Consider the following 21,771-nt stretch of genomic DNA (forward strand, 5'->3'; position numbering starts at 1 on the left):
CTGCTGTGCGCCTGATTATCACTTTTCTGATGGCCTGGTGCCTCAGCCTGGGGGCGTACGCTGCGACGGCCCCCGACGCCAAACAACTCACCCAGGAACTGGAGCAGGCCAAGGCGGCGAAACCCGCTCAGCCAGAAACCGTCGAGGCGCTCCAGTCCGCGCTGAATGCCCTTGAGGAGCGGAAAGGCTCTCTCGAGCGCGCCGCGCAATACCAGCAGGTTATTGATAACTTCCCCAAGCTCTCCGCAACGCTACGCGCACAGCTTAGCAATCTGCGTGACGAACCGCGCAACGTACCAACCGGACTGACAACTGATGCGTTAAACCAGGAGATCCTCCAGGTCAGCAGTCAGTTGCTGGAAAAGAGTCGTCAGGCCCAGCAGGAGCAGGATCGCGCCCGGGAAATCGCCGACTCGTTAAGTCAGCTTCCTCAACAGCAAACCGATGCCCGCCGCCAACTAAATGAGCTTGAGCGGCGTATTGGTACCGCCAACGCCAATCCCGCGCAGAATCAGGCGATGCAGGCTGAGTCCGCCAAACTCAAAGCCCTGGTCGATGAACTGGAGCTGGCGCAGCTTTCCGCCAACAACCGTCAGGAACTGGCGCGTATGCGCTCAGAACTGGCGGAAAAACAGAGCCAACAGCTCGACGCCTATCTGCAGGCATTACGTAATCAACTCAACAGCCAGCGGCAGCGTGAAGCTGAGCGAGCGCTGGAGAGTACCGAACTGCTGGCGGAAAACAGTGCGGGATTGCCCGAAGGCATTGTTGACCAGTTCAAGGTTAACCGCGAACTGTCCCAGGCCTTAAACCAGCAGGCGCAGCGTATGGATCTGGTCGCGTCGCAACAGCGTCAGGCCACCAGCCAAACGCTGCAGGTGCGTCAGGCGTTGAATACGCTGCGCGAACAATCCCAGTGGCTTGGGGTCTCGAATATGCTGGGGGAAGCGCTACGCGCGCAGGTGTCTCGTCTGCCCGAAATGCCCAAACCTCAGCAGTTAGATACTGAAATGGCGCAGCTACGTGTGCATCGTATGCGCTATGAAGATCTCCTCAATAAACAGCCGCAACTACGCCAGATCCATCAGGCCGATGGGCAACCGCTGACCGCGGAACAGAGCAGCATCCTCAACGCCCAGTTGCGCACTCAGCGTGAATTGCTGAACTCTCTGTTACAGGGTGGCGATACGCTGATCCTTGAGCTGACCAAGCTAAAAGTCTCCAATAGCCAACTGGAAGATGCGCTAAAAGAGGTCAACGAAGCGACGCACCGCTATCTGTTCTGGACGTCTGACGTCAGCCCTATCTCCCTCTCATGGCCTGTCGACATTGTTCAGGATCTGCGGCGTCTGATCTCATTAGATACCTTTAATCAGTTAGGTAAAGCCAGCATCATGATGCTGACCAGCAAAGAAACGCTACTACCGCTGTTCGGTGCGTTGGTACTGGTTGGATTTAGCCTCTATTCTCGCAAACACTTTACCCGTTTTCTTGAACGCTCGTCCGCGCGGGTGGGTAAGGTGACCCAGGACCACTTCTGGCTGACGATACGCACGGTATTCTGGTCAATACTCGTCGCCTCGCCGCTACCGGTACTGTGGGCCACCCTGGGTTACGGTTTGCAGGAAGCCTGGCCTTATCCGTTGGCCGTCGCTATCGGCGATGGCGTAACCGCCACGGTGCCCATGCTATGGGCGGTGATGATTTGCGCCACCTTTGCACGCCCTAACGGTCTGTTCATTGCCCACTTTGGCTGGCCGCGTAATCGCGTCGCGAAGGCTATGCACTATTACCTGATGAGCATCGGACTGATTGTCCCGCTGATCATGGCGGTAATTATGTTTGATAACCTCAATGACCGGGAATTCTCCGCCTCATTGGGACGCTTGTGCTTCATCCTGATTTGCGGCGCACTGGCGGTCGTGACTCTGAGCCTGAAGCGCGCCGGAATACCGCTGTATCTCGATAAAGAGGGCAACAGCGATAACATGGTCAACAGCATGCTATGGAATATGCTGATGGGCGCGCCGCTGATTGCCATCCTCGCGGCCGCAGTGGGCTATCTCGCCACATCGCAAGCTTTGCTGGCGCGTCTGGAAACGTCCGTGGCTATCTGGTTCTTGTTACTGGTGGTGTATCACGTCATCCGCCGCTGGATGCTGATCCAACGCCGCCGTCTGGCGTTCGACCGCGCCAAGCATCGACGCGCCGAAATGCTGGCGCAACGTGCGCGAGGTGAAGAAGAACCGCCGCACTCCACCAGTCTTGAAGGCGCGATTGACGTTGATGAAAGCGAAGTGGATCTCGACGCGATCAGCGCACAATCGCTGCGTCTGGTGCGCTCTATTTTGATGCTTATCGCCCTGCTTTCAGTCATTGTGCTGTGGTCGGAAATTCATTCCGCATTTGGCTTCCTGGAAAACATCTCGTTGTGGGATGTCACCTCTACGGTGCAAGGCGTGGAAAGCTTAGAGCCGATCACGCTGGGCGCGGTGCTCATCGCGATACTGGTATTTATCATCACCACCCAGTTAGTGCGCAACCTCCCCGCGTTGCTGGAGCTGGCGCTGCTGCAACATCTGGATTTAACCCCCGGCACCGGTTACGCCATTACCACCATTACCAAGTATTTGCTGATGCTGATTGGCGGTCTGGTTGGCTTCTCGATGATCGGCATTGAGTGGTCCAAACTGCAATGGCTGGTGGCTGCTCTCGGTGTTGGTCTGGGCTTTGGTTTGCAGGAAATCTTCGCCAACTTTATTTCCGGCCTGATTATCCTGTTTGAGAAACCGATTCGCATTGGCGACACGGTGACCATTCGCGATCTTACCGGTAGCGTGACGAAGATTAACACTCGCGCCACCACCATCAGCGACTGGGACCGCAAAGAGATCATCGTGCCCAATAAGGCCTTTATCACCGAGCAGTTTATCAACTGGTCGTTGTCAGATTCGGTCACCCGTGTGGTGTTAACTATCCCGGCGCCGTCAGAGGCTAACAGCGAGGAGGTCACGCAGATTTTGCTGACTGCCGCGCAGCGCTGTTCGCTGGTTATCGATAACCCGGCGCCAGAAGTCTTTCTGGTAGATCTGCAGCAGGGGATTCAAATCTTCGAACTGCGTATTTATGCCGCAGAGATGGGACACCGTATGCCGCTGCGCCATGAGATCCACCAGCTGATTCTGGCAGGCTTCCGCGAACACGGTATTGATATGCCATTCCCGCCGTTCCAGATGCGTCTGGAGAGCCTTGGCGGTAAACAAACGGGAAGAACGTTAAGTTCTGCGGGCAGAGCCAGCCGCCCGGCAGGAAGTTTGTAGCGCATGATTCAGGCAAGAAATGCCGGATGGCGACCCGTTGGGTCTTATCCGGCCTACGAAAATGCTTCTTTGTAGGCCGGATACGCCAGGACGGTTACTCCACCGCCCACTCAGGTTCGTTGGCCATGCGACGGCTATAGTTCTGATAAATCGCCATCGCCAGCAGCGAGAAGAAGATCGGGCCGCCGGTCATCCACAATGCGCTGTTCCAGTCCCCGGCTTCAATCACCGGCTGGATGATGGTGAACACGTTGGCAAACGTCACCACCAATACCACCACGCCTGTTGTCAGTAACGTCGCCGCCCGCGTTTTAAAAATCACAAACGGCCTTTCCAGGTCCGTACGCGCTTTAAAGAATGGGAAAGCCAGCGCAAGGAACAGATACGGCAGCGTCATTGAGACGTTCGCCATCAGGGTCAGTTTGTTATAAAACGCTGAGGCCGTGTCGCCGCCAAACGAAACCAGCAGGATAAACAGGCTCACCAGTAAACACTGCAACCACATTGCCGTCGTCGGCATCCCCACCGCATTCAGCCTGGTCATCGGCGCGGGCCACAATGCCTTCGGCGTTCCCTGAATAATCGCTTTCAGCGGCGAGTAGCTGAGCGTGAAAAAAGCGCCAGTATAGGCGAGGAACATAGAAAGACCGGTGATACGCGCGAACCATACCCCCAACGCCATCGCGCTTTCCGGGGAAAGGTGCAGCGCATTACCCAACGTCATCCCGAGGCTTTTCATTAGGATATAGGTAATGTTGCCGAGGTTGACCGAGCCATCACTTAATACCTGTTGCCAGTTGGTGCTAACGCCCCATAAAAATATCGCCAGTGAATAACCGACAGAAATGACAATAGCGGCAAAGACAATCCCTTTCGCGAAGTTCTTTTCTGGCTTTTCTGTTTTATCTACCAGTCCACCCACGGCCTCAATTCCGCCGTAAGCAAAAATAGCAAATACAACAAATGACAACATTGCCAGACCGGACTGATATCCCGGATTAGGCGAGGAGATAAAATTAATATCCTGCGCAAAGTGGCCACCCGTTAATAACAAAATAGCGACACTCACTAACAACAAAACTAAATTAAGACACATTACGGCAATTCCACCTACAGCCGTAATACGGGCAATCTTATTAATCCCCCGTGAGGCCACGCAGGTCACCAGAATCATCCAGCCGACGGCGAGCAGCCCGACAACCTGCGTAGGCTCAAGCCCCGCAAAACGCCAGTGCTGCGTCATGTCTGCGCCAAATAAGAAGGTCGAAAAAGGTACCCAGACCTTTGCCGCCGTGCTGACCATCCATATCACATAGGAAGAAAACCACATAAACGTGCCGATAAACGCATAACGTGGCCCAACGCTATTATTCATCCACGAATAGATTCCACCCTCTTCTTTCCGATAGGCGGAACCCATTTCCGCCATCATTAAAGCAAATGGAATAAAAAATAATAATGCGGAAAATATATACCATGGAATCGCGCTGTACCCCATTAAATAGAACGCGGAGGGGCTGTTAGCAAAACCAAAAACAGACGTAAATATCATAAGGATGAGACCAATCAGGCTCATCTTTTTTATTGTTTGGGTCATTAAACCATCCCTTACTCTGGCAAGCGTTTCACAAACGCCGCTCACCGATTGGCACTGCTCTCATTGCGGAGTTCAGCGATAAAAAATTAACACAGAATTGATACCTGAAAGATATCAAACATCCAGATGTAAATTGTGGCTATTAGAGGGTAAATGAAAAAATATGCTACAAAGTGGCTGTTTATCCGCCACTTTGTATGGAGAGAGCGTAAATTACGCGCGATCGACGGTAAATGCGATAACCTCAGCCAGGCTTTCCGCGCCCAGAGCCAGCATCACCAGACGGTCAACGCCGAGCGCCACGCCAGAGCAATCCGGCATGCCCACTTTTAACGCTTCAAGCAGGTTGGTATCGATAGGTTGCTGTGGCAGGCCACGCGCGGCACGTTTGCGGTTATCCTGTTCAAACCGTTGCTGCTGCTCGCGCGCGTCGGTCAACTCATGGAAACCATTCGCCAGCTCAATACCTTTGTAATACACCTCGAAACGCTCAGCCACGCGGTGATCTTCGGTACTGATTTGCGCCAATGATGCCTGGCTGGCGGGGAAATGATACACAAACGTCGGTTTGTCTTTGCCGATATGCGGCTCAACGCCCATCGTGAACAGCAGTTGCAGCAACGTATCCCGATCTTCTTCAGTATCGGCGATATTGCTGAGATCCAGCTTAGCCGCTACTTCCCGCAGTTGGGTTTTGTCTGCTGATAGTGGATCTATCTCCAGATGGCGCTGAAAGGCCTGCTGATAAGAAAGGCTTTCCGCCGGAGAGCAGTCCAGCACCTGCTGGAGCAAATCATCCACTTCATTCATCAGGCGATACATATCGTAGTGGGGACGATACCACTCGAGCATGGTGAACTCAGGGTTATGATGACGTCCCATCTCTTCATTGCGAAAGCTGCGGCACAGTTGATATACCGGACCACATCCTGCCACCAGCAGGCGCTTCATGTGATATTCCGGACTGGTCATTAAATAGAGATTCATTCCCTGGGAATGTCCAGGGCCGACGAAACGTGTTTCGAACGGGAACAGATGGATGTCCGTTACCGTTGCCTGACTCATACAAGGGGTCTCAACCTCAAGCACGCCACGATCGGCAAAAAAGCGGCGAATCTCCGCTATAATTGCTGCACGTTTTAACAGATTGGGGATGGACGCGCTCGGCTGCCAGGTTGCCGTTTCGCTCATGGTTGTTTCTCCGATTTAAGACAAGGGCACGAAGTCTACTCGTATCGCGCTAACGAGACAAATTTCCCGCGGTAGTAATCAGCACTGGCAATCGGGTAAAAAAAGCGACATTGGGTGGTTTAGTAATTAAATTAATCAAATTCAATGATAATTCCCCCCTTTGACACGCTAAAAAAATCGAACACGTCAAATTTCCCGCACATCCCTAAGACTATACTATTGTACCTATAAAGGAGCAGTGGAAACGCGTTCATAACCTGTTTGAAGCCGATGAAGCATCTGAGTTCAGGCGGGGATGAAATAACAACAATCTGGAGGAATGTCGTGCAAACCTTTCAAGCCGATCTTGCCATTATAGGCGCCGGTGGCGCGGGATTACGTGCTGCAATTGCTGCCGCACAAGCAAATCCCAACGCTAAAATCGCACTGATCTCAAAAGTGTACCCAATGCGCAGCCATACCGTTGCTGCCGAAGGCGGCTCTGCTGCTGTCGCGCAGGATCATGACAGCTTTGACTACCATTTTCACGATACGGTAGCAGGCGGAGACTGGCTATGTGAGCAGGATGTCGTGGATTACTTTGTCCACCACTGCCCAACTGAAATGACGCAACTCGAACAATGGGGCTGCCCATGGAGCCGTCGTGAAGACGGTAGCGTCAACGTACGTCGCTTCGGCGGCATGAAAATCGAGCGTACCTGGTTTGCCGCGGATAAAACCGGCTTCCACATGCTGCATACGCTGTTCCAAACGTCTTTGCAGTTCCCACAGATTCAGCGCTTTGACGAACACTTCGTTCTCGATATCCTGGTTGACGATGGCCATGCTCGCGGCGTCGTCGCGATGAACATGATGGAAGGCACGCTGGTGCAGATCCGCGCTAACGCAGTGGTAATGGCAACGGGCGGCGCAGGTCGCGTTTACCGTTACAACACCAACGGCGGCATCGTAACCGGCGACGGTATGGGCATGGCGCTGAGCCACGGCGTTCCGCTGCGTGATATGGAATTCGTTCAGTATCACCCGACGGGTCTGCCAGGCTCCGGTATCCTGATGACTGAAGGCTGCCGTGGTGAAGGCGGTATTCTGGTCAACAAAAATGGCTACCGTTATCTGCAAGACTACGGCATGGGTCCGGAAACCCCACTGGGCGAGCCGAAAAACAAATATATGGAACTCGGTCCGCGCGACAAAGTTTCTCAGGCTTTCTGGCACGAATGGCGCAAAGGCAACACCATTTCCACTCCGCGTGGCGATGTGGTTCACCTCGACCTGCGTCACCTCGGCGAGAAAAAACTGCTCGAACGTTTACCGTTCATCTGCGAACTGGCGAAAGCCTACGTGGGTGTCGATCCGGTTAAAGAACCGATCCCGGTACGTCCGACCGCGCACTACACCATGGGCGGTATCGAAACCGATCAGCACTGTGAAACCCGCATTAAAGGTCTGTTCGCTGTCGGCGAATGTTCCTCTGTTGGTCTGCATGGCGCTAACCGTCTGGGCTCTAACTCCCTGGCGGAACTGGTGGTCTTCGGTCGTATGGCCGGCGAACAGGCTGCGGAACGTGCTGCAACGGCTGGCGCTGCAAACAGTGCCGCGCTTGATGCACAGGTTGCCGGTATTGAAAAACGTCTGAAAGATCTGGTTAACCAGGAAGGTAACGAAAACTGGTCTAAGATCCGTGACGAAATGGGGATCTCCATGGAAGAAGGTTGCGGTATCTACCGTACGCCGGAACTCATGCAGAAAACCGTTGATAAGCTGGCTGAGCTGCAGGAGCGCTTCAAGCGCGTGCGTATCACTGATACCTCCAGCGTCTTCAACACCGACCTGCTGTACACCATCGAACTGGGTCACGGTCTGAACGTTGCTGAATGTATGGCGCACTCCGCTCTGGCGCGTAAAGAATCCCGCGGCGCGCATCAGCGTCTGGATGAAGGCTGCACCGAGCGTGACGACGTGAACTTCCTCAAACACACCCTCGCCTTCCGCGATGCTGACGGCACGACTCGCCTGGAATACAGCGACGTGAAAATCACCACTCTGCCACCGGCTAAACGTGTTTACGGTGGCGAAGCGGAAGCAGCCGATAAGAAGGAGAAGGCGAATGGCTGAGATGAAAAACCTGAAAGTTGAGGTGGTGCGCTATAACCCGGAAACCGATACCGCGCCGCACAGTGCTTTCTACGAAGTTCCTTACGATGAAACCACGTCTCTGCTCGATGCGTTGGGCTACATCAAGGATAACCTGGCGCCGGACCTGAGCTATCGCTGGTCCTGCCGTATGGCAATCTGCGGCTCCTGCGGCATGATGGTCAACAACGTGCCGAAGCTGGCGTGCAAAACCTTCCTGCGTGATTACACCAACGGTATGAAGGTCGAAGCGCTGGGCAACTTCCCGATTGAGCGCGATCTGGTCGTCGATATGACGCACTTTATCGAAAGCCTGGAAGCGATCAAACCGTACATCATCGGTAACCCGCGTACACCGGATCAGGGTCCAAACACCCAGACTCCGGCGCAGATGGCGAAGTATCATCAGTTCTCCGGTTGCATCAACTGTGGTCTGTGCTACGCCGCGTGCCCGCAGTTCGGCCTGAACCCTGAGTTCATTGGACCGGCTGCGATTACGCTGGCGCATCGTTACAACGAAGATAGCCGCGACCACGGTAAGAAAGAGCGTATGGCTCAATTGAATAGCCCGAACGGCGTCTGGAGTTGTACTTTCGTGGGCTACTGCTCCGAAGTCTGCCCGAAACACGTCGATCCGGCTGCGGCCATTCAGCAGGGTAAAGTTGAAAGTTCAAAAGACTTTCTTATCGCAACCCTGAAACCACGCTAAGGAGTGCAACATGACGACTAAACGCAACGCCTATGTGCGGCCAATGACGTCCACCTGGTGGAAGAAACTGCCGTTTTATCGCTTTTACATGCTGCGTGAAGGCACAGCCGTTCCGGCTGTCTGGTTCAGTATTGAACTGATCTTCGGCCTGTTTGCGCTTAAGCACGGTGTGGAATCCTGGGCTGGCTTTGTCGGGTTCCTGCAGAACCCGGTGGTGGTGATCCTTAACATCATCGCCCTGGCAGCCGCGCTGCTGCATACCAAGACCTGGTTTGAGCTGGCGCCGAAAGCGGCCAACATCATCGTAAAAGACGAAAAAATGGGGCCAGAGCCAATCATCAAAGGGCTTTGGGCGGTTACTGTGGTTGCGACAGTAGTAATACTGTTTGTTGCCCTGTTCTGGTAAGGAGTCCGGAATGATTAATCCAAATCCAAAACGCTCTGACGAACCCGTATTCTGGGGCCTGTTTGGTGCAGGCGGTATGTGGAGCGCAATCATTGCGCCGGTGATGATTCTGCTGGTAGGCATTATGCTGCCGCTGGGCTTTGTTCCTGATGCCTTCAGCTATGAACGCGTCCTGGCATTCGCTCAGAGCTTTATCGGTCGCGCATTCCTGTTCCTGATGATCGTCCTGCCGCTGTGGTGCGGTTTACACCGTATGCATCACGCGATGCATGACCTGAAAATCCACGTGCCTGCTGGCAAATGGGTATTCTACGGACTGGCAGCTATCCTGACCGTTGTAACGGCCATTGGTATCCTGACCATCTAATTGCATGCGTTAACTATCAGGCCCGCCATTGGCGGGCCTTTTTATTTGTGCAGAGCCCCAGCCAACCAACGGGAAAACTCACGCATTGCAGATGTCTCCGGTCGGGATTGCAAACGCGTTATCCAATAGCTCCCCAGATCAATCTGCGTTAGAAACGGTTGAACGATACGTTCACTACCAAGCAGATGAGTGAACATTCTTACCGGGGCAATCGCCACCCCGATCCCAGCCTGCGCGGCCTCCAGCATTGTGACGGACGAATCAAACACTACCACGTTGTGCGTCGGTGACGGAGGCGCTTCTCCAGCGGCCTGCATCCAAAGCGTCCACTCATCTCGCCGATAAGAGCGTAATAACGGGAATTTCAGGAGGTCTGCAGGTACCTTGATCTGTGCGGCTAATTCTGGCGAGCAAAGCGGGGACATCAGCGCGCTACACAAATATTGTGCATCGGTATCGTGCCAGGCACCTCCTCCGTAGCGAATGGTATAGTCCAGTCCCTCGGCGGCGGGATCTACGCGGTTATTGTGGGTGGAAATATGCAAATCAATATGCGGATAACTACGCTTAAAGTCGCTGAGCAGAGGAAAAAGACAACCGACCGCAAAGGTCCCCACCACTCCGATTTTAAGTTTTTCCTGGGTTTTTTTAGTAGCAAAACGATCCAGCATCCCCGCCATACGATCGAAAGAATCATTAAGTACAGGTAACAGACTTTCCCCTTCTGTCGTCAGCATTAACCCACGGGAGCCGCGCACAAACAGCTGACAATTTAGCTGCTGTTCCAGCGCTTTGACATGCTGGCTGATGGCAGAATGCGTCACGTTGAGCTCAATCGCAGCGCGGGTAAAGCTGAGGTGTCTGGCCGCGGCTTCAAAAGCTCGCAGTGAGTTAAGAGGGATATAGCTACGCGTCATCATCCGGCCTGTTAGAAAAACTTATATCTGCTGCTAAATTTAACCGTTTGTCAACACACTGCAAATCAAACAAACTGATTGCGTCTGACGGGCCCGGACACCCTTTCGCTTTTTATTACGGAACTGATTTCATGATGAAAAAATCGTTATGCTGCGCGTTGCTGCTGACAGCCTCTTTCTCTACGTTTGCCGCCGCAAAAACAGAACAACAGATTGCCGATATCGTAAACCGTACCATCACACCGCTGATGCAAGAACAGGCTATTCCGGGTATGGCCGTAGCAATTATCTACCAGGGAAAACCCTATTACTTTACCTGGGGGAAAGCCGATATCGCCAATGACCGCCCCGTCACCCGGCAAACGCTGTTTGAGCTTGGATCGGTAAGTAAGACGTTTAACGGTGTGCTGGGCGGCGATGCTATCGCCCGTGGTGAAATTAAGCTCAGCGATCCGGTCACCCAATACTGGCCCGAATTAACTGGCAAACAATGGCAGGGTATCAGCCTGCTGCATCTGGCCACCTATACGGCGGGTGGTCTGCCGCTTCAGGTACCTGACGACGTTACAGATAAAGCGGCATTACTGCGCTTTTATCAAAACTGGCAGCCGCAATGGGCCCCGGGTGCTAAACGCCTGTATGCTAATTCCAGTATTGGTCTGTTTGGCGCACTGGCGGTGAAACCTTCAGGAATGGGCTATGAAGAGGCGATGACCAAACGCGTCCTGCAACCATTAAAACTGGCGCATACCTGGATTACGGTTCCACAGAGCGAACAAAAGGATTATGCCTGGGGTTATCGCGAAGGGAAGCCCGTACACGTATCTCCGGGCCAGCTTGATGCCGAAGCCTACGGGGTGAAATCCAGCCTTGTCGATATGACTCGTTGGATTCAGGCCAACATGGACGCCAGCCAGGTGCAGGAGAAAACGCTCCGACAGGGAATTGAAATTGCGCAGGCTCGTTACTGGCATATTGGCGATATGTACCAGGGATTAGGTTGGGAGATGCTGAACTGGCCGGTGAATGCCGACTCGATAATCAACGGTAGCGACAGTAAAGTCGCGTTAGCGGCGCTTCCCGCCGTTGAGGTCAATCCGCCCGCTCCTGCAGTGAAAGCCTCATGGGTGCACAAAACCGGCTCCACTGGCGGATTTGGCAGCTACGTTGCGTTCGTTCCGGAAAAAAATCTCGGCATCGTGATGCTGGCAAACAAAAGCTACCCAAACCCTGCTCGCGTCGAGGCCGCCTGGCGCATTCTTGAAAAATTGCAGTAACTGACGATGAGGTCCGCTATAGCGGACCTCGTTTCTTCCTCTTCTTTTCCTGCTGTCATCTACACTTAACAAAAAAACAGTAAGGAAAATCTTATGCGCATTCTGCCCGTCGTTGCTGCAGTTACCGCTGCATTTCTGGTTGTCGCCTGCAGTTCCCCTACACCGCCAAAAGGCGTTACCGTTGTGAATAACTTTGACGCCAAACGCTATCTTGGTACCTGGTATGAAATTGCACGTTTAGACCATCGCTTCGAACGTGGACTGGAAAAAGTGACCGCAACGTATAGCTTGCGCGACGACGGCGGTATCAACGTGATCAATAAGGGCTATAACCCGGACAGAGGGATGTGGCAAAAAACGGAGGGTAAAGCCTATTTCACCGGCGACCCAAATCGGGCGGCGCTCAAGGTATCATTCTTCGGCCCCTTCTATGGTGGGTATAACGTGATTGCGCTCGACCGGGAATATCGCCACGCGCTGGTGTGTGGTCCGGATCGCGATTACCTGTGGATCCTTTCACGGACCCCCACCATTTCAGATGAAATGAAGCAGCAAATGTTGGCTATCGCGACCCGGGAAGGGTTTGACGTCAATAAACTGATTTGGGTGAAACAGCCTGGTGCTTAGTGAGTGCTCAGCTTCAGACCAATAATGCCAGCCACAATCAGCCCCAGACTCAACAAACGCGCCGGGCTGGCAGATTCACCCAACAGCAGAATCCCGGTAATGGCCGCCCCGACGGCGCCAATACCGGTCCAGACGGCATAGGCGGTCCCAACTGGCAAGGTGCGCATCGCCCAGGAGAGCATGGCGATACTGACGATCATCGCGACAATGGTGATAATGCTTGGCGTCAGACGAGTGAAGCCGTGGGTGTATTTCAGGCCAATCGCCCAAACAACTTCGAGCAAACCGGCAATTAATAAAATGATCCAGGACATATGAGGCTCCAGAACAATGGGGCCGTCCCCGGTGAAAGAAGCGTTTGCAGGTCGTCCTGCAAAGCTGGTGTATGAAATGGCATTTTTGCCCGACAGAAAATGAATTTCAACCTTTTTATTCACCGTCTGTTAAAAGCAAGAATTAAGCATAATTAGCGGCGTAGTTCCCGCATTTGGCACTCATCGGAGTTCTCTATGATGAAGGGCTTTCTGAAATCAGAAAGTCGATTGCCCCTCTTCTGAATGCGAAAAGTTTATGCTTAAAATTTTAGTGATTGACCGATGCCACTTTACCCGCACAGGGATTGAGGCCTTGCTTAATCATTCTGGCAGGTTCAGCTCCTCATTTCTGGTATCAGGAATTAATAATCTTCTGTTGGCAAAAGAGCATATTTTGCAGTGGAAACCACATCTGGTCATTGCGGATTTATACAGTTTTATTAGCGAGGCGCATTCCACTCCGCCAGTTAAGCCCTTTTTCATGAGCTGTGGCGTCATCCCGTTGATTTTACTGCAATCAGCGGACAGACAGCACACATCCATCCCGACTTCTCAAGCCATCGCTCATTCGGTATTAACCAAACACACCTCGCTAAACACACTCACACACACGATTCAGGAAGCGCTACAAGATCGCCCCACATTAGCATTAGCCGAAAACCCGACGCCACTGCTGACACCGCAGGAGGAGAAAGTATTGTCAATGTGGATGGATGGTGTGAGCAACAATGCGATAGCCGCCACGCTCAGCATTCATGGCAAAACGGTGTATACCTATAAACGAAATATTCGTATGAAGCTTCATCTGGGGAACCGCTTCTCACCGTTTCTCTCGCTCCCGCATAAGGAGAGTTAACGGTACGACCCGGCGTCGTACCGTTGAGCGTTATTGCTGAGCTTTTGTCGCTGCACCAGAAATAGCGTTACCACCGTCAGAAATATCCTCCCCTACGCCTCGCGTGGTATTACACGCGGTTAATACGGAAGAAAGTACCAACACAGAAAAGATCGCAGCAATTGTCTTCTTAATCATAACGTCTTCCTTTTCTAGCCAATATTGTTTGTGTATAGCTACTTAATAATAGACAAGATCCGGAAGTGTGATGGATAAACAATCGTTTTTCAGATTATGTGAGAAGTTTAACTGGCGGCGTGAGAGATTGAATTGCCGAGGTGTTTGATGTCTTCACCGAAGCCGCGCGCGGTATTACAGCCCGCCAGTAGGGTGCTGGTGAAAAGGATTAGCATTACAAGACTGAGAAGACGTTTCATCATTCCTGCCCTGGAAAAAGTATGGCGCAGCAACCTGCGCCACAAGATCAAATAAGTGTTTTATTTTACGCGGGAAACGTATTCGCCTGAGCGAGTATCCACTTTGATCACTTCGCCGATCTGTACGAACAGCGGAACTTTAACGACTGCGCCGGTAGACAGAGTAGCCGGTTTGCCGCCAGTACCAGCGGTATCGCCTTTCAGACCTGGGTCGGTTTCAATGACTTCCAGCTCAACGAAGTTCGGCGGGGTCACGGAGATCGGCTGACCGTTCCACAGGGTCACGATGCATTCAGCCTGGTCCAGCAGCCATTTAGCGTTATCGCCTACCGCTTTTTCATCTGCAGCCAGCTGTTCGAAAGTGGTGTTGTTCATGAAGTGCCAGAATTCACCGTCGCTATACAAGAAGGTCAGGTTCATGTCGGCTACATCTGCGCCTTCGGCAGAGTCGGTAGACTTGAAGGTTTTCTCTACGCGAGTACCGGTCAGCAGGCGACGCAGCTTAACGCGCGCAAACGCCTGGCCTTTACCTGGTTTAACGAATTCGCTGGCTTCAACCGCATACGGTTCGCCGTCCAACATGATTTTAAGACCAGCACGAAAATCGTTGCTATAGTACGTTGCCATAAGGCCCTCTGAAAATTGTTAACTGGTAGCTAAGCCACAAAATGGCGCATATTGTAACCCTAAATACCCCATCCAGAGAAGATTGGTTATCGCAACTTGCCGATGTTGTGACCGATCCCGATGAACTTCTGCATCTTTTGAATATAGACGCAGATGAAAAACTGTTGGCCGGACGCGACGCGAGACGACTTTTCGCCCTGCGCGTACCACGCGCGTTTATTGCGCGCATGGAGAAAGGCAATCCGAACGATCCGCTTCTGCGTCAGGTACTTACCGCCGAGGAAGAGTTTGTTGCGGCGCCAGGCTACTCGACCGATCCGCTGGAGGAACAACACAGTGTGGTTCCTGGCCTGCTGCATAAATATCGCAACCGGGCGCTGCTGCTGGTCAAAGGCGGCTGCGCGGTAAATTGTCGTTATTGCTTCCGCCGACACTTCCCGTACGCCGAAAATCAGGGCAACAAGCGCAACTGGCAGGTCGCTCTGGACTACATTACTGCCCATCCTGAGTTAGATGAGGTAATCTTCTCCGGCGGCGATCCGTTGATGGCCAAGGATCACGAACTGGACTGGCTGCTCACGCAACTGGAAACCATTCCACACATTAAGCGTCTGCGCATTCACAGCCGTTTACCGATTGTGATCCCTACGCGCATTACCGAAGGGCTGACCGAGCGTTTTGCTCACTCTTCATTGCAAATTCTGCTGGTCAATCATATTAACCATGCCAATGAAGTTGATGAGACGTTTCGTCAGGCGATGCTCAGACTGCGCAAAGCAGGCGTCACGCTACTCAATCAAAGCGTATTGCTACGGGGTGTTAACGATAACGCCCAAACCCTGGCCGACCTTAGTAACGCACTGTTTGATGCGGGTGTTATGCCCTATTACCTGCACGTACTGGATAAAGTGCAGGGTGCCGCCCACTTTATGGTCAGCGACGACGAAGCACGTCAGATTGTGCGTGAACTGCTGACGCTGGTTTCCGGTTATATGGTCCCTAAACTGGCGCGAGAAATTGGCGGAGAACCCAGTAAAACGCCGTTGGATCTGCAATTACGCCAGCAATAATGATTATTGAGTGTCCGATTATGGACACTCACTACCAATCCCGAGTATTTAATATCCGTGCAGGTGGAGTCGCACTTTTAATATGTGCTATTTTAACTGGTACTGTGCAACAACTCATTTGCAAAATTTATAAATTAATAAAAATATAAATCCCCAATAAATATATGGTTAGGGAGAACCCTGGATGGCTATTAGTATTAAGGGTATTAATACCGGTGTTATTCGTCAGAAGAATGAATTTATTGCTCTGGCACTCAAGATCAAAGAACCAAGAAATAAAGAGTCACTGTTTTTCCTCTCACCGTTGGGGCTAAGAGATCTGCTTATCGCTCTGGAGAGCAGACTCCATGCGAAGCACCAGCTTAGCGAAGAAGCGCGTTTGCGATATGAAAAAGAACGCGACAAAGCCAGTAAAAAGATGCACGAGAATATCCCTTTAATTCAGGAAGATGAGTTAAAAAATGCGGATATAAACCGTCGCATCAATTCTCTGGTGTTAGTGGATGATAAAGGAGAAAGCTTAGCATTTTCTCTGACACTGCATAACGGACAAATCCACGAATTACTGATTAATGAACTGCAGATCCAGGTATTAGCCTATGCAATCATTCATGCAATAAAAAATGCTGGCATGCAGGAATTAGCGCTAAGAATAACATCGCTGCTGGATTTCCTGCCGCTGTACGATGTTGACTGCCAGCAAAACGATAATCTTGAATATGATTCATATACACAACCAGAATGGAAACATAACCTGTTTAACCATTACCTGGCGATTATCTACCGCTATAAGGATGAAAAGGGTAAAGCTCAATTCTGTGGCTCAGTAGTGAAAACTCGCGCCCTTTCCGGCAGTAAAGAAGCTGAGGCCATTACCCGACGCCTTCTGGACTTCAGCCCACGACTGAAAAAACTTGCCGGTGTCCCGTGCCAGGTGTTTGTCAAAACGTTGACGGGAGATAAAACCCAAAAGCTCAATCAGGATCAGTGTTTGCGCGCGCTACATCATTTACGCGTTCAGTCTGCGCATAAAGCTCAGAATGCCTGATGGCGCTGCGCTTATCAGGCCTACGATCATTTATACCGTAGGCCGGATAAGACGCTTTAGCGTCGCCATCCGGCATCAACAGCTTTTATCAGTTTGGGCACTTATAAACCTGACCATTCATCTCACTGGCGGTAGGAACAAAACTGGACAGCATTCCCTGTGATGGGCTGCTGACGCCATAAATTACGTTACCCCCCATTGCTGCGGCCTGGTTACGCAGATCGTTCGCTGCGCCACGCATAGACCCACCCTCTTCGCCATGCTGACCAGAAAGCCAGTTGCTCTGCGTACCGGTTGCAGTGCCAATCAGCTGGCACTCTGCGCCTGGCTTGTCTTCGACAAAACGTACGTTTTGTCCGGCTGAACTCAGTTCGTTGCTGGAGCTACAACCCGCCATCAGTAGCGCGGCACCAACGATCCCTGCTAAATATTTCACGTGCATGTCATTCCCCATAATCAATTAGTTGGACGTTATGTCCGTAGCTGAATCATATACTAAAAAGATGACCAAAAGAAAAACCCCCAGACATTTCTGCCCGGGGGTTTCTCATTTTTCGCGAGAGGCGTATTTAATCAAATAATTCAAGTTGCAGACAGGCGGCAAGTTCATGAACCCCAGGAGCTTACACAAGTAAGTGACAGGGGTGAACGAACGCAGCCAACGAACCTGCGGCTTGAAGTATGAAGATTAAATTACATCATGCCGCCCATTCCACCCATGCCGCCCATTCCACCAGCAGCACCTAAGTCAGGCGCATCGCCTTTCGGCAGATCGGTAACCATGCACTCGGTGGTGATCATCAGACCCGCAACAGAAGCTGCATACTGCAGAGCAGAACGCGTTACTTTGGTTGGATCCAGGATACCCATGTCGATCATGTTGCCGTATTCTTCAGTTGCAGCGTTGTAACCGTAGTTACCGTCACCCGCTTTCACGGTGTTAGCCACTACAGACGGCTCTTCGCCGCAGTTCAGAACGATTTGACGCAGCGGAGCTTCCATTGCGCGCAGCGCAACTTTGATACCGACGTTCTGGTCTTCGTTCTGACCTTTCAGGCCGGCAATTTTGGACGCTACGCGAATCAGCGCAACACCACCACCAGCAACCACGCCTTCTTCTACCGCAGCACGGGTTGCGTGCAGGGCATCTTCAACGCGGGCTTTCTTCTCTTTCATTTCAACTTCAGTCGCAGCACCAACTTTGATTACCGCAACGCCGCCTGCCAGTTTCGCTACGCGCTCCTGCAGTTTTTCACGGTCGTAGTCTGAAGTAGCTTCTTCGATCTGCTGACGAATCTGAGTCACACGACCCTGGATTGCCGCTTCATCGCCCACGCCATCAATGATGGTGGTGGTGTCTTTGTTGATAACAACGCGTTTTGCCTGACCCAGATCTTCCAGAGTGGCTTTTTCCAGTTCCATACCGATCTCTTCAGAGATAACGGTACCACCGGTCAGGGTAGCGATATCCTGCAGCATCGCTTTACGACGATCGCCGAAGCCAGGTGCTTTAACAGCAGCCACTTTCACGATACCGCGCATGGTGTTAACAACCAGAGTTGCCAGCGCTTCGCCTTCAACATCTTCTGCGATGATCAGCAGCGGTTTGCCTGCTTTCGCGACAGCTTCCAGAACCGGCAGCATTTCGCGGATGTTGGAGATTTTCTTATCAGCCAGCAGGATGAACGGGCTTTCCAGTTCAACAGCGCCAGTTTCCGGCTTGTTGATGAAGTAAGGAGACAGGTAGCCACGGTCGAACTGCATACCTTCAACCACGTCCAGTTCGTCCTGCAGACCGGTACCGTCTTCAACGGTGATCACGCCTTCTTTACCGACTTTGTCCATCGCTTCTGCGATCAGTTTACCTACGGTTTCGTCGGAGTTAGCGGAGATGGTACCAACCTGAGCGATTGCTTTAGAGTCAGAGCACGGTACGGACAGCGCTTTCAGTTCTTCAACGGCAGCAGCGACAGCTTTGTCGATACCACGTTTCAGATCCATTGGGTTCATACCCGCAGCAACAGCTTTCAGACCTTCAGTAATGATGGACTGAGCCAGTACGGTTGCGGTGGTGGTACCGTCGCCTGCAGCGTCATTCGCTTTAGAGGCAACTTCTTTCACCATCTGCGCACCCATGTTTTCGAACTTGTCTTCCAGTTCGATTTCACGTGCTACGGAAACACCATCTTTAGTGATGGTCGGTGCACCGAAAGATTTATCCAGAACTACGTTACGGCCTTTTGGACCGAGGGTAACTTTCACTGCATCTGCCAGTACGTTTACGCCGCGCAGCATTTTCACACGAGCGTCGTTACCGAATTTTACGTCTTTAGCTGCCATTTTCTCTTTCCCTTAAATTCGTATGTTCAGTGTCGTTCGCGGATTAGGCTTCAACAATTGCCAGGATGTCACTTTCAGACATGATCAACACTTCTTCATTGTCGATCTTCTCAGATTTAACACCGTAGCCATCGTTGAAAATAACGATATCGCCGACTTTCACGTCCAGCGGCTGTACGGTACCGTTGTCCAGGATGCGACCCTTACCGACAGCGATGATTTCGCCACGAGTTGATTTACCTGCTGCAGAACCGGTCAGTACGATGCCGCCAGCAGATTTGGATTCAACTTCTTTACGTTTGACGATCACACGATCATGTAACGGACGAATACTCATTGATAGCTCTCCTTTGAGAAAGTCTTTATCAGTTATGGGTGACGCCGGCCCGTAAACGGTTTCCCGGCTAGTGACCAGAGAGATGGGGATGGGCTTTTGTGCCTTCAAGGGGGCAAGCGAAAAAAATTTTTTATCAGCAGAAAATCCCGTCAAAACACCGACACGCCTCACATTTCATAACGATTTCAGTCACGTCGTCATAAGCAAATCCGATTGTGATACCATCAAAATCTGCACTGTAGCCCGGTCAATGGGCATAACCGGATAACAACTTATGAGCGGACTGAAACAAGAGCTGGGACTGGCTCAGGGCGTTGGCCTGTTGTCGACATCATTATTAGGTACAGGCGTTTTTGCCGTCCCCGCGCTGGCTGCGCTGGTCGCTGGCAACAACAGTCTTTGGGCCTGGCCGGTGCTGATTGTTTTAGTCTTTCCCGTGGCGATTGTCTTTGCCGTGCTCGGCCGCCATTTCCCCAGCGCGGGCGGCGTGGCGCATTTTGTCGGTATGGCCTTTGGCTCGCGCCTGGAGCGCGTCACCGGATGGCTGTTTTTGTCGGTAATCCCGGTTGGCTTGCCTGCGGCATTACATATTGCCGCAGGATTCGGCCAGGCGATGTTTGGCTGGCATGACGAGCAGCTTCTGCTGGCAGAACTCGGTACATTGGCGTTGGTCTGGTACATAGGCTCCCGCGGCGCCAGCTCCAGCGCTAACCTACAAACGGTCATTGCCGGGCTGATCGTGGCCCTGATTGTCGCCATCTGGTGGGCGGGCGATCTAAAACCCAGTGAAATCCCCTTCCCTGCAATTAGCGAAATTGAGCTTCCCGGACTGTTCGCTGCCCTGTCAGTGATGTTCTGGTGCTTTGTCGGTCTTGAAGCATTTGCCCACCTGGCCTCTGAATTTAAAAATCCGGAGCGAGACTTCCCGCGCGCGCTAATGATCGGTCTACTGCTGGCAGGTTCTGTCTACTGGGCATGCACCGTCGTCGTCCTCCATTTTGGCGCTTATGGCGAGAAAATGGCGGCGGCGGCATCACTGCCAGAAATTGTTGTACAGCTGTTTGGCGTACAGGCACTGTGGGTCGCCTGCATTATTGGTTATCTGGCCTGCTTTGCCAGTCTCAACATTTATATTCAAAGTTTCGCCCGGCTGGTCTGGTCGCAAGCACAATACAAGCCGGGGAGTTATCTGGCGCGTCTTTCCCCTCGTCACCTTCCGCGCAATGCGCTGAACGCCGTGCTAGGTTGCTGCGTGGTCAGTACTTTGTGCATCTATATGCTGCAAATCAATCTCGATGCGTTAATCGTCTACGCTAACGGCATCTTTATTATGATTTATCTGCTGTGCATGCTGGCAGGTTGTCGATTACTGAAAGGACACTATCGCGCATTGGCGATCGTTGGCGGTTTGCTATGTCTGCTATTGCTGGCGATGGTGGGTTGGAAGAGCCTGTATGCGCTGATTATGCTGGCTGCGCTGTGGTTATTTTTACCCGGCAGGCCGGATAAGTCGACGCTGACGCCATCATCCGGCATATGAACACGTGCCGGATGGCGCTAACGCTTATCCGGCCTACATACTGATGCTTAATCCCGACGATCGTCTTTATGTTCGATACTGTCACGATGCTCGTCTTTGCGCTGGAACTCACCGTCAAAGGTCTCGCCCCCACCCGTTCCGGCGCTAAAACCACCGCCGGGCATACGAGAAAAACGCAAATGTGGCAGCAGTTTCATCGTCAGATGCTTCTGCACCGGGGGTAATAAAAGAAGAAGACCAAGGAAATCGGTGAAAAAACCCGGCAGCACTAATAGCAGACCGGCAATAATCAGCGAAACGCTCTTGATCATTTCTGCAGCCGGACTTTCACCTGCCGCCATTTTTTGTTGCATCAGTAAAAAGTTCTTAAATCCCTGATTACGAACCAGAGACATCCCGATAACCGACGTAAAAATAACCAAAATCAGGGTCATCAGAACACCCAACACATGGGCAACCTGAATAAAAATAGATATCTCTATGTAAACATAGAGAAAAATGGCAAGTAATGGTATCCAGCGCAAAGGGGACTCCTGTTAATAACAGGCGTTTTGTACAACGTCTGTTCAAAAATTATATGACTCGCATCAGTCAGATATTGAGGTGGTTAGCAAAATTTCAAGTCGCTTGTACACTAATATTTAGTGTTAATCCTAAAGGGGTGATCTATTTCACAGAA

Annotated in this window: 22 protein-coding genes; 11 read left to right on the plus strand and 11 right to left on the minus strand. The window is 52.0% G+C overall.

The genetic code is table 11. The annotated features are described in order from the left end of the window. Positions 1 to 5: 5 nt before the first annotated feature. Positions 6 to 3,320 carry a miniconductance mechanosensitive channel MscM gene (gene mscM / locus KQJ18_RS05375; protein WP_038636503.1) on the plus strand — a complete coding sequence of 1,105 codons (3,315 nt, stop codon included), beginning with the start codon at positions 6 to 8 and terminating at the stop codon, positions 3,318 to 3,320. Positions 3,321 to 3,414: 94 nt separating this feature from the next. Here the strand turns inward: mscM and yjeM are convergent, their stop codons facing one another. Then, on the minus strand, positions 3,415 to 4,917 hold the full coding sequence (gene yjeM, locus KQJ18_RS05380; RefSeq protein ID WP_038636500.1) for a glutamate/gamma-aminobutyrate family transporter YjeM: 1,503 nt from the start codon (positions 4,915 to 4,917) through the stop codon (positions 3,415 to 3,417). 213 nt (positions 4,918 to 5,130) lie between these two features. Next, complete coding sequence (gene epmA / locus KQJ18_RS05385) at positions 5,131 to 6,108, minus strand: elongation factor P--(R)-beta-lysine ligase (RefSeq protein WP_003830517.1); 978 nt, start codon at positions 6,106 to 6,108, stop codon at positions 5,131 to 5,133. Between the two features lie 324 nt (positions 6,109 to 6,432). Between epmA and frdA the strand changes: the two genes are divergently transcribed. Genes frdA through frdD form a run of 4 tightly spaced genes read left to right on the plus strand, consistent with a single transcriptional unit; the run spans position 6,433 to position 9,723 of the window. Next, positions 6,433 to 8,223 (plus strand): fumarate reductase (quinol) flavoprotein subunit, encoded by a 1,791-nt coding sequence (frdA, locus tag KQJ18_RS05390; RefSeq protein WP_038636496.1) that lies wholly within the window; start codon positions 6,433 to 6,435, stop codon positions 8,221 to 8,223. Then, positions 8,216 to 8,950, plus strand: coding sequence for a fumarate reductase iron-sulfur protein (gene frdB, locus KQJ18_RS05395; protein WP_006686291.1), 735 nt, complete (start codon positions 8,216 to 8,218; stop codon positions 8,948 to 8,950). The genes frdA and frdB overlap by 8 nt, the downstream gene beginning before the upstream one ends. Before the next feature lie 10 nt (positions 8,951 to 8,960). Beyond that, a complete protein-coding gene (frdC, locus tag KQJ18_RS05400) occupies positions 8,961 to 9,356 on the plus strand; it encodes a fumarate reductase subunit FrdC (protein WP_006686290.1) in 396 nt (131 codons plus the stop codon). A gap of 10 nt (positions 9,357 to 9,366) precedes the next feature. After that, positions 9,367 to 9,723 carry a fumarate reductase subunit FrdD gene (gene frdD / locus KQJ18_RS05405; RefSeq protein WP_003025535.1) on the plus strand — a complete coding sequence of 119 codons (357 nt, stop codon included), beginning with the start codon at positions 9,367 to 9,369 and terminating at the stop codon, positions 9,721 to 9,723. 41 nt (positions 9,724 to 9,764) lie between these two features. On the opposite strand, the gene ampR is transcribed toward frdD, so the two are convergent. After that, positions 9,765 to 10,640, minus strand: coding sequence for a LysR family transcriptional regulator AmpR (gene ampR / locus KQJ18_RS05410; protein WP_069324727.1), 876 nt, complete (start codon positions 10,638 to 10,640; stop codon positions 9,765 to 9,767). Between the two features lie 131 nt (positions 10,641 to 10,771). Here ampR and blaCMY point away from each other — a divergent pair, with 131 nt between their 5' ends. Together blaCMY and KQJ18_RS05420 are read left to right on the plus strand one after the other, a co-directional pair. Continuing rightward, a complete protein-coding gene (blaCMY, locus tag KQJ18_RS05415; RefSeq protein WP_069324726.1) occupies positions 10,772 to 11,917 on the plus strand; it encodes a CMY-2 family class C beta-lactamase in 1,146 nt (381 codons plus the stop codon). Between the two features lie 93 nt (positions 11,918 to 12,010). After that, positions 12,011 to 12,544 carry a lipocalin family protein gene (locus KQJ18_RS05420; RefSeq protein WP_038636486.1) on the plus strand — a complete coding sequence of 178 codons (534 nt, stop codon included), beginning with the start codon at positions 12,011 to 12,013 and terminating at the stop codon, positions 12,542 to 12,544. Here the strand turns inward: KQJ18_RS05420 and sugE are convergent. After that, complete coding sequence (gene sugE, locus KQJ18_RS05425) at positions 12,541 to 12,858, minus strand: quaternary ammonium compound efflux SMR transporter SugE (protein ID WP_038642963.1); 318 nt, start codon at positions 12,856 to 12,858, stop codon at positions 12,541 to 12,543. The two genes, KQJ18_RS05420 and sugE, sit on opposite strands and share 4 nt — an antisense overlap. 256 nt (positions 12,859 to 13,114) lie before the next feature. Here sugE and KQJ18_RS05430 point away from each other — a divergent pair, with 256 nt between their 5' ends. Beyond that, positions 13,115 to 13,714, plus strand: coding sequence for a LuxR C-terminal-related transcriptional regulator (locus tag KQJ18_RS05430; RefSeq protein WP_150344525.1), 600 nt, complete (start codon positions 13,115 to 13,117; stop codon positions 13,712 to 13,714). Between the two features lie 30 nt (positions 13,715 to 13,744). Here the strand turns inward: KQJ18_RS05430 and ecnB are convergent, their stop codons facing one another. The 3 genes from ecnB to efp form a co-directional block, all read right to left on the minus strand. After that, positions 13,745 to 13,891, minus strand: coding sequence for a lipoprotein toxin entericidin B (gene ecnB / locus KQJ18_RS05435; RefSeq protein WP_032940256.1), 147 nt, complete (start codon positions 13,889 to 13,891; stop codon positions 13,745 to 13,747). Positions 13,892 to 13,998: 107 nt separating this feature from the next. Further along, entirely contained in the window at positions 13,999 to 14,133 is a 135-nt protein-coding gene (ecnA, locus tag KQJ18_RS05440) for a lipoprotein antitoxin entericidin A (protein ID WP_016151394.1), read from the minus strand. Positions 14,134 to 14,190: 57 nt separating this feature from the next. Beyond that, on the minus strand, positions 14,191 to 14,757 hold the full coding sequence (gene efp, locus KQJ18_RS05445; protein ID WP_006686282.1) for an elongation factor P: 567 nt from the start codon (positions 14,755 to 14,757) through the stop codon (positions 14,191 to 14,193). Positions 14,758 to 14,798: 41 nt separating this feature from the next. On the opposite strand from efp, the gene epmB reads away from it, so the two are divergent. Both epmB and yjeJ read left to right on the plus strand, forming a co-directional pair. Next, entirely contained in the window at positions 14,799 to 15,827 is a 1,029-nt protein-coding gene (epmB, locus tag KQJ18_RS05450) for an EF-P beta-lysylation protein EpmB (RefSeq protein ID WP_216421615.1), read from the plus strand. Positions 15,828 to 16,011: 184 nt separating this feature from the next. Further along, positions 16,012 to 16,875 carry a YjeJ family protein gene (yjeJ, locus tag KQJ18_RS05455; protein ID WP_085048478.1) on the plus strand — a complete coding sequence of 288 codons (864 nt, stop codon included), beginning with the start codon at positions 16,012 to 16,014 and terminating at the stop codon, positions 16,873 to 16,875. A gap of 88 nt (positions 16,876 to 16,963) precedes the next feature. On the opposite strand, the gene KQJ18_RS05460 is transcribed toward yjeJ, so the two are convergent. From KQJ18_RS05460 to KQJ18_RS05470, 3 genes are all read right to left on the minus strand, one after another. Next, complete coding sequence (locus KQJ18_RS05460; RefSeq protein WP_038636474.1) at positions 16,964 to 17,317, minus strand: DUF4156 domain-containing protein; 354 nt, start codon at positions 17,315 to 17,317, stop codon at positions 16,964 to 16,966. 251 nt (positions 17,318 to 17,568) lie between these two features. Further along, a complete protein-coding gene (gene groL / locus KQJ18_RS05465; RefSeq protein WP_006686275.1) occupies positions 17,569 to 19,215 on the minus strand; it encodes a chaperonin GroEL in 1,647 nt (548 codons plus the stop codon). Between the two features lie 43 nt (positions 19,216 to 19,258). Continuing rightward, on the minus strand, positions 19,259 to 19,552 hold the full coding sequence (locus KQJ18_RS05470; protein ID WP_000027827.1) for a co-chaperone GroES: 294 nt from the start codon (positions 19,550 to 19,552) through the stop codon (positions 19,259 to 19,261). Positions 19,553 to 19,826: 274 nt separating this feature from the next. On the opposite strand from KQJ18_RS05470, the gene yjeH reads away from it, so the two are divergent. Further along, positions 19,827 to 21,092 carry an L-methionine/branched-chain amino acid transporter gene (gene yjeH / locus KQJ18_RS05475; RefSeq protein ID WP_038636468.1) on the plus strand — a complete coding sequence of 422 codons (1,266 nt, stop codon included), beginning with the start codon at positions 19,827 to 19,829 and terminating at the stop codon, positions 21,090 to 21,092. A 47-nt stretch (positions 21,093 to 21,139) separates the two neighbouring features. Here yjeH and KQJ18_RS05480 read toward each other — a convergent pair whose 3' ends face one another. After that, positions 21,140 to 21,616, minus strand: coding sequence for an FxsA family protein (locus tag KQJ18_RS05480; RefSeq protein ID WP_006686272.1), 477 nt, complete (start codon positions 21,614 to 21,616; stop codon positions 21,140 to 21,142). Positions 21,617 to 21,771 lie beyond the last annotated feature (155 nt).

The sequence above is a fragment of the Citrobacter sp. S55_ASV_140 genome, assembly GCF_018919505.1.
Taxonomy (GTDB): domain Bacteria; phylum Pseudomonadota; class Gammaproteobacteria; order Enterobacterales; family Enterobacteriaceae; genus Citrobacter; species Citrobacter werkmanii.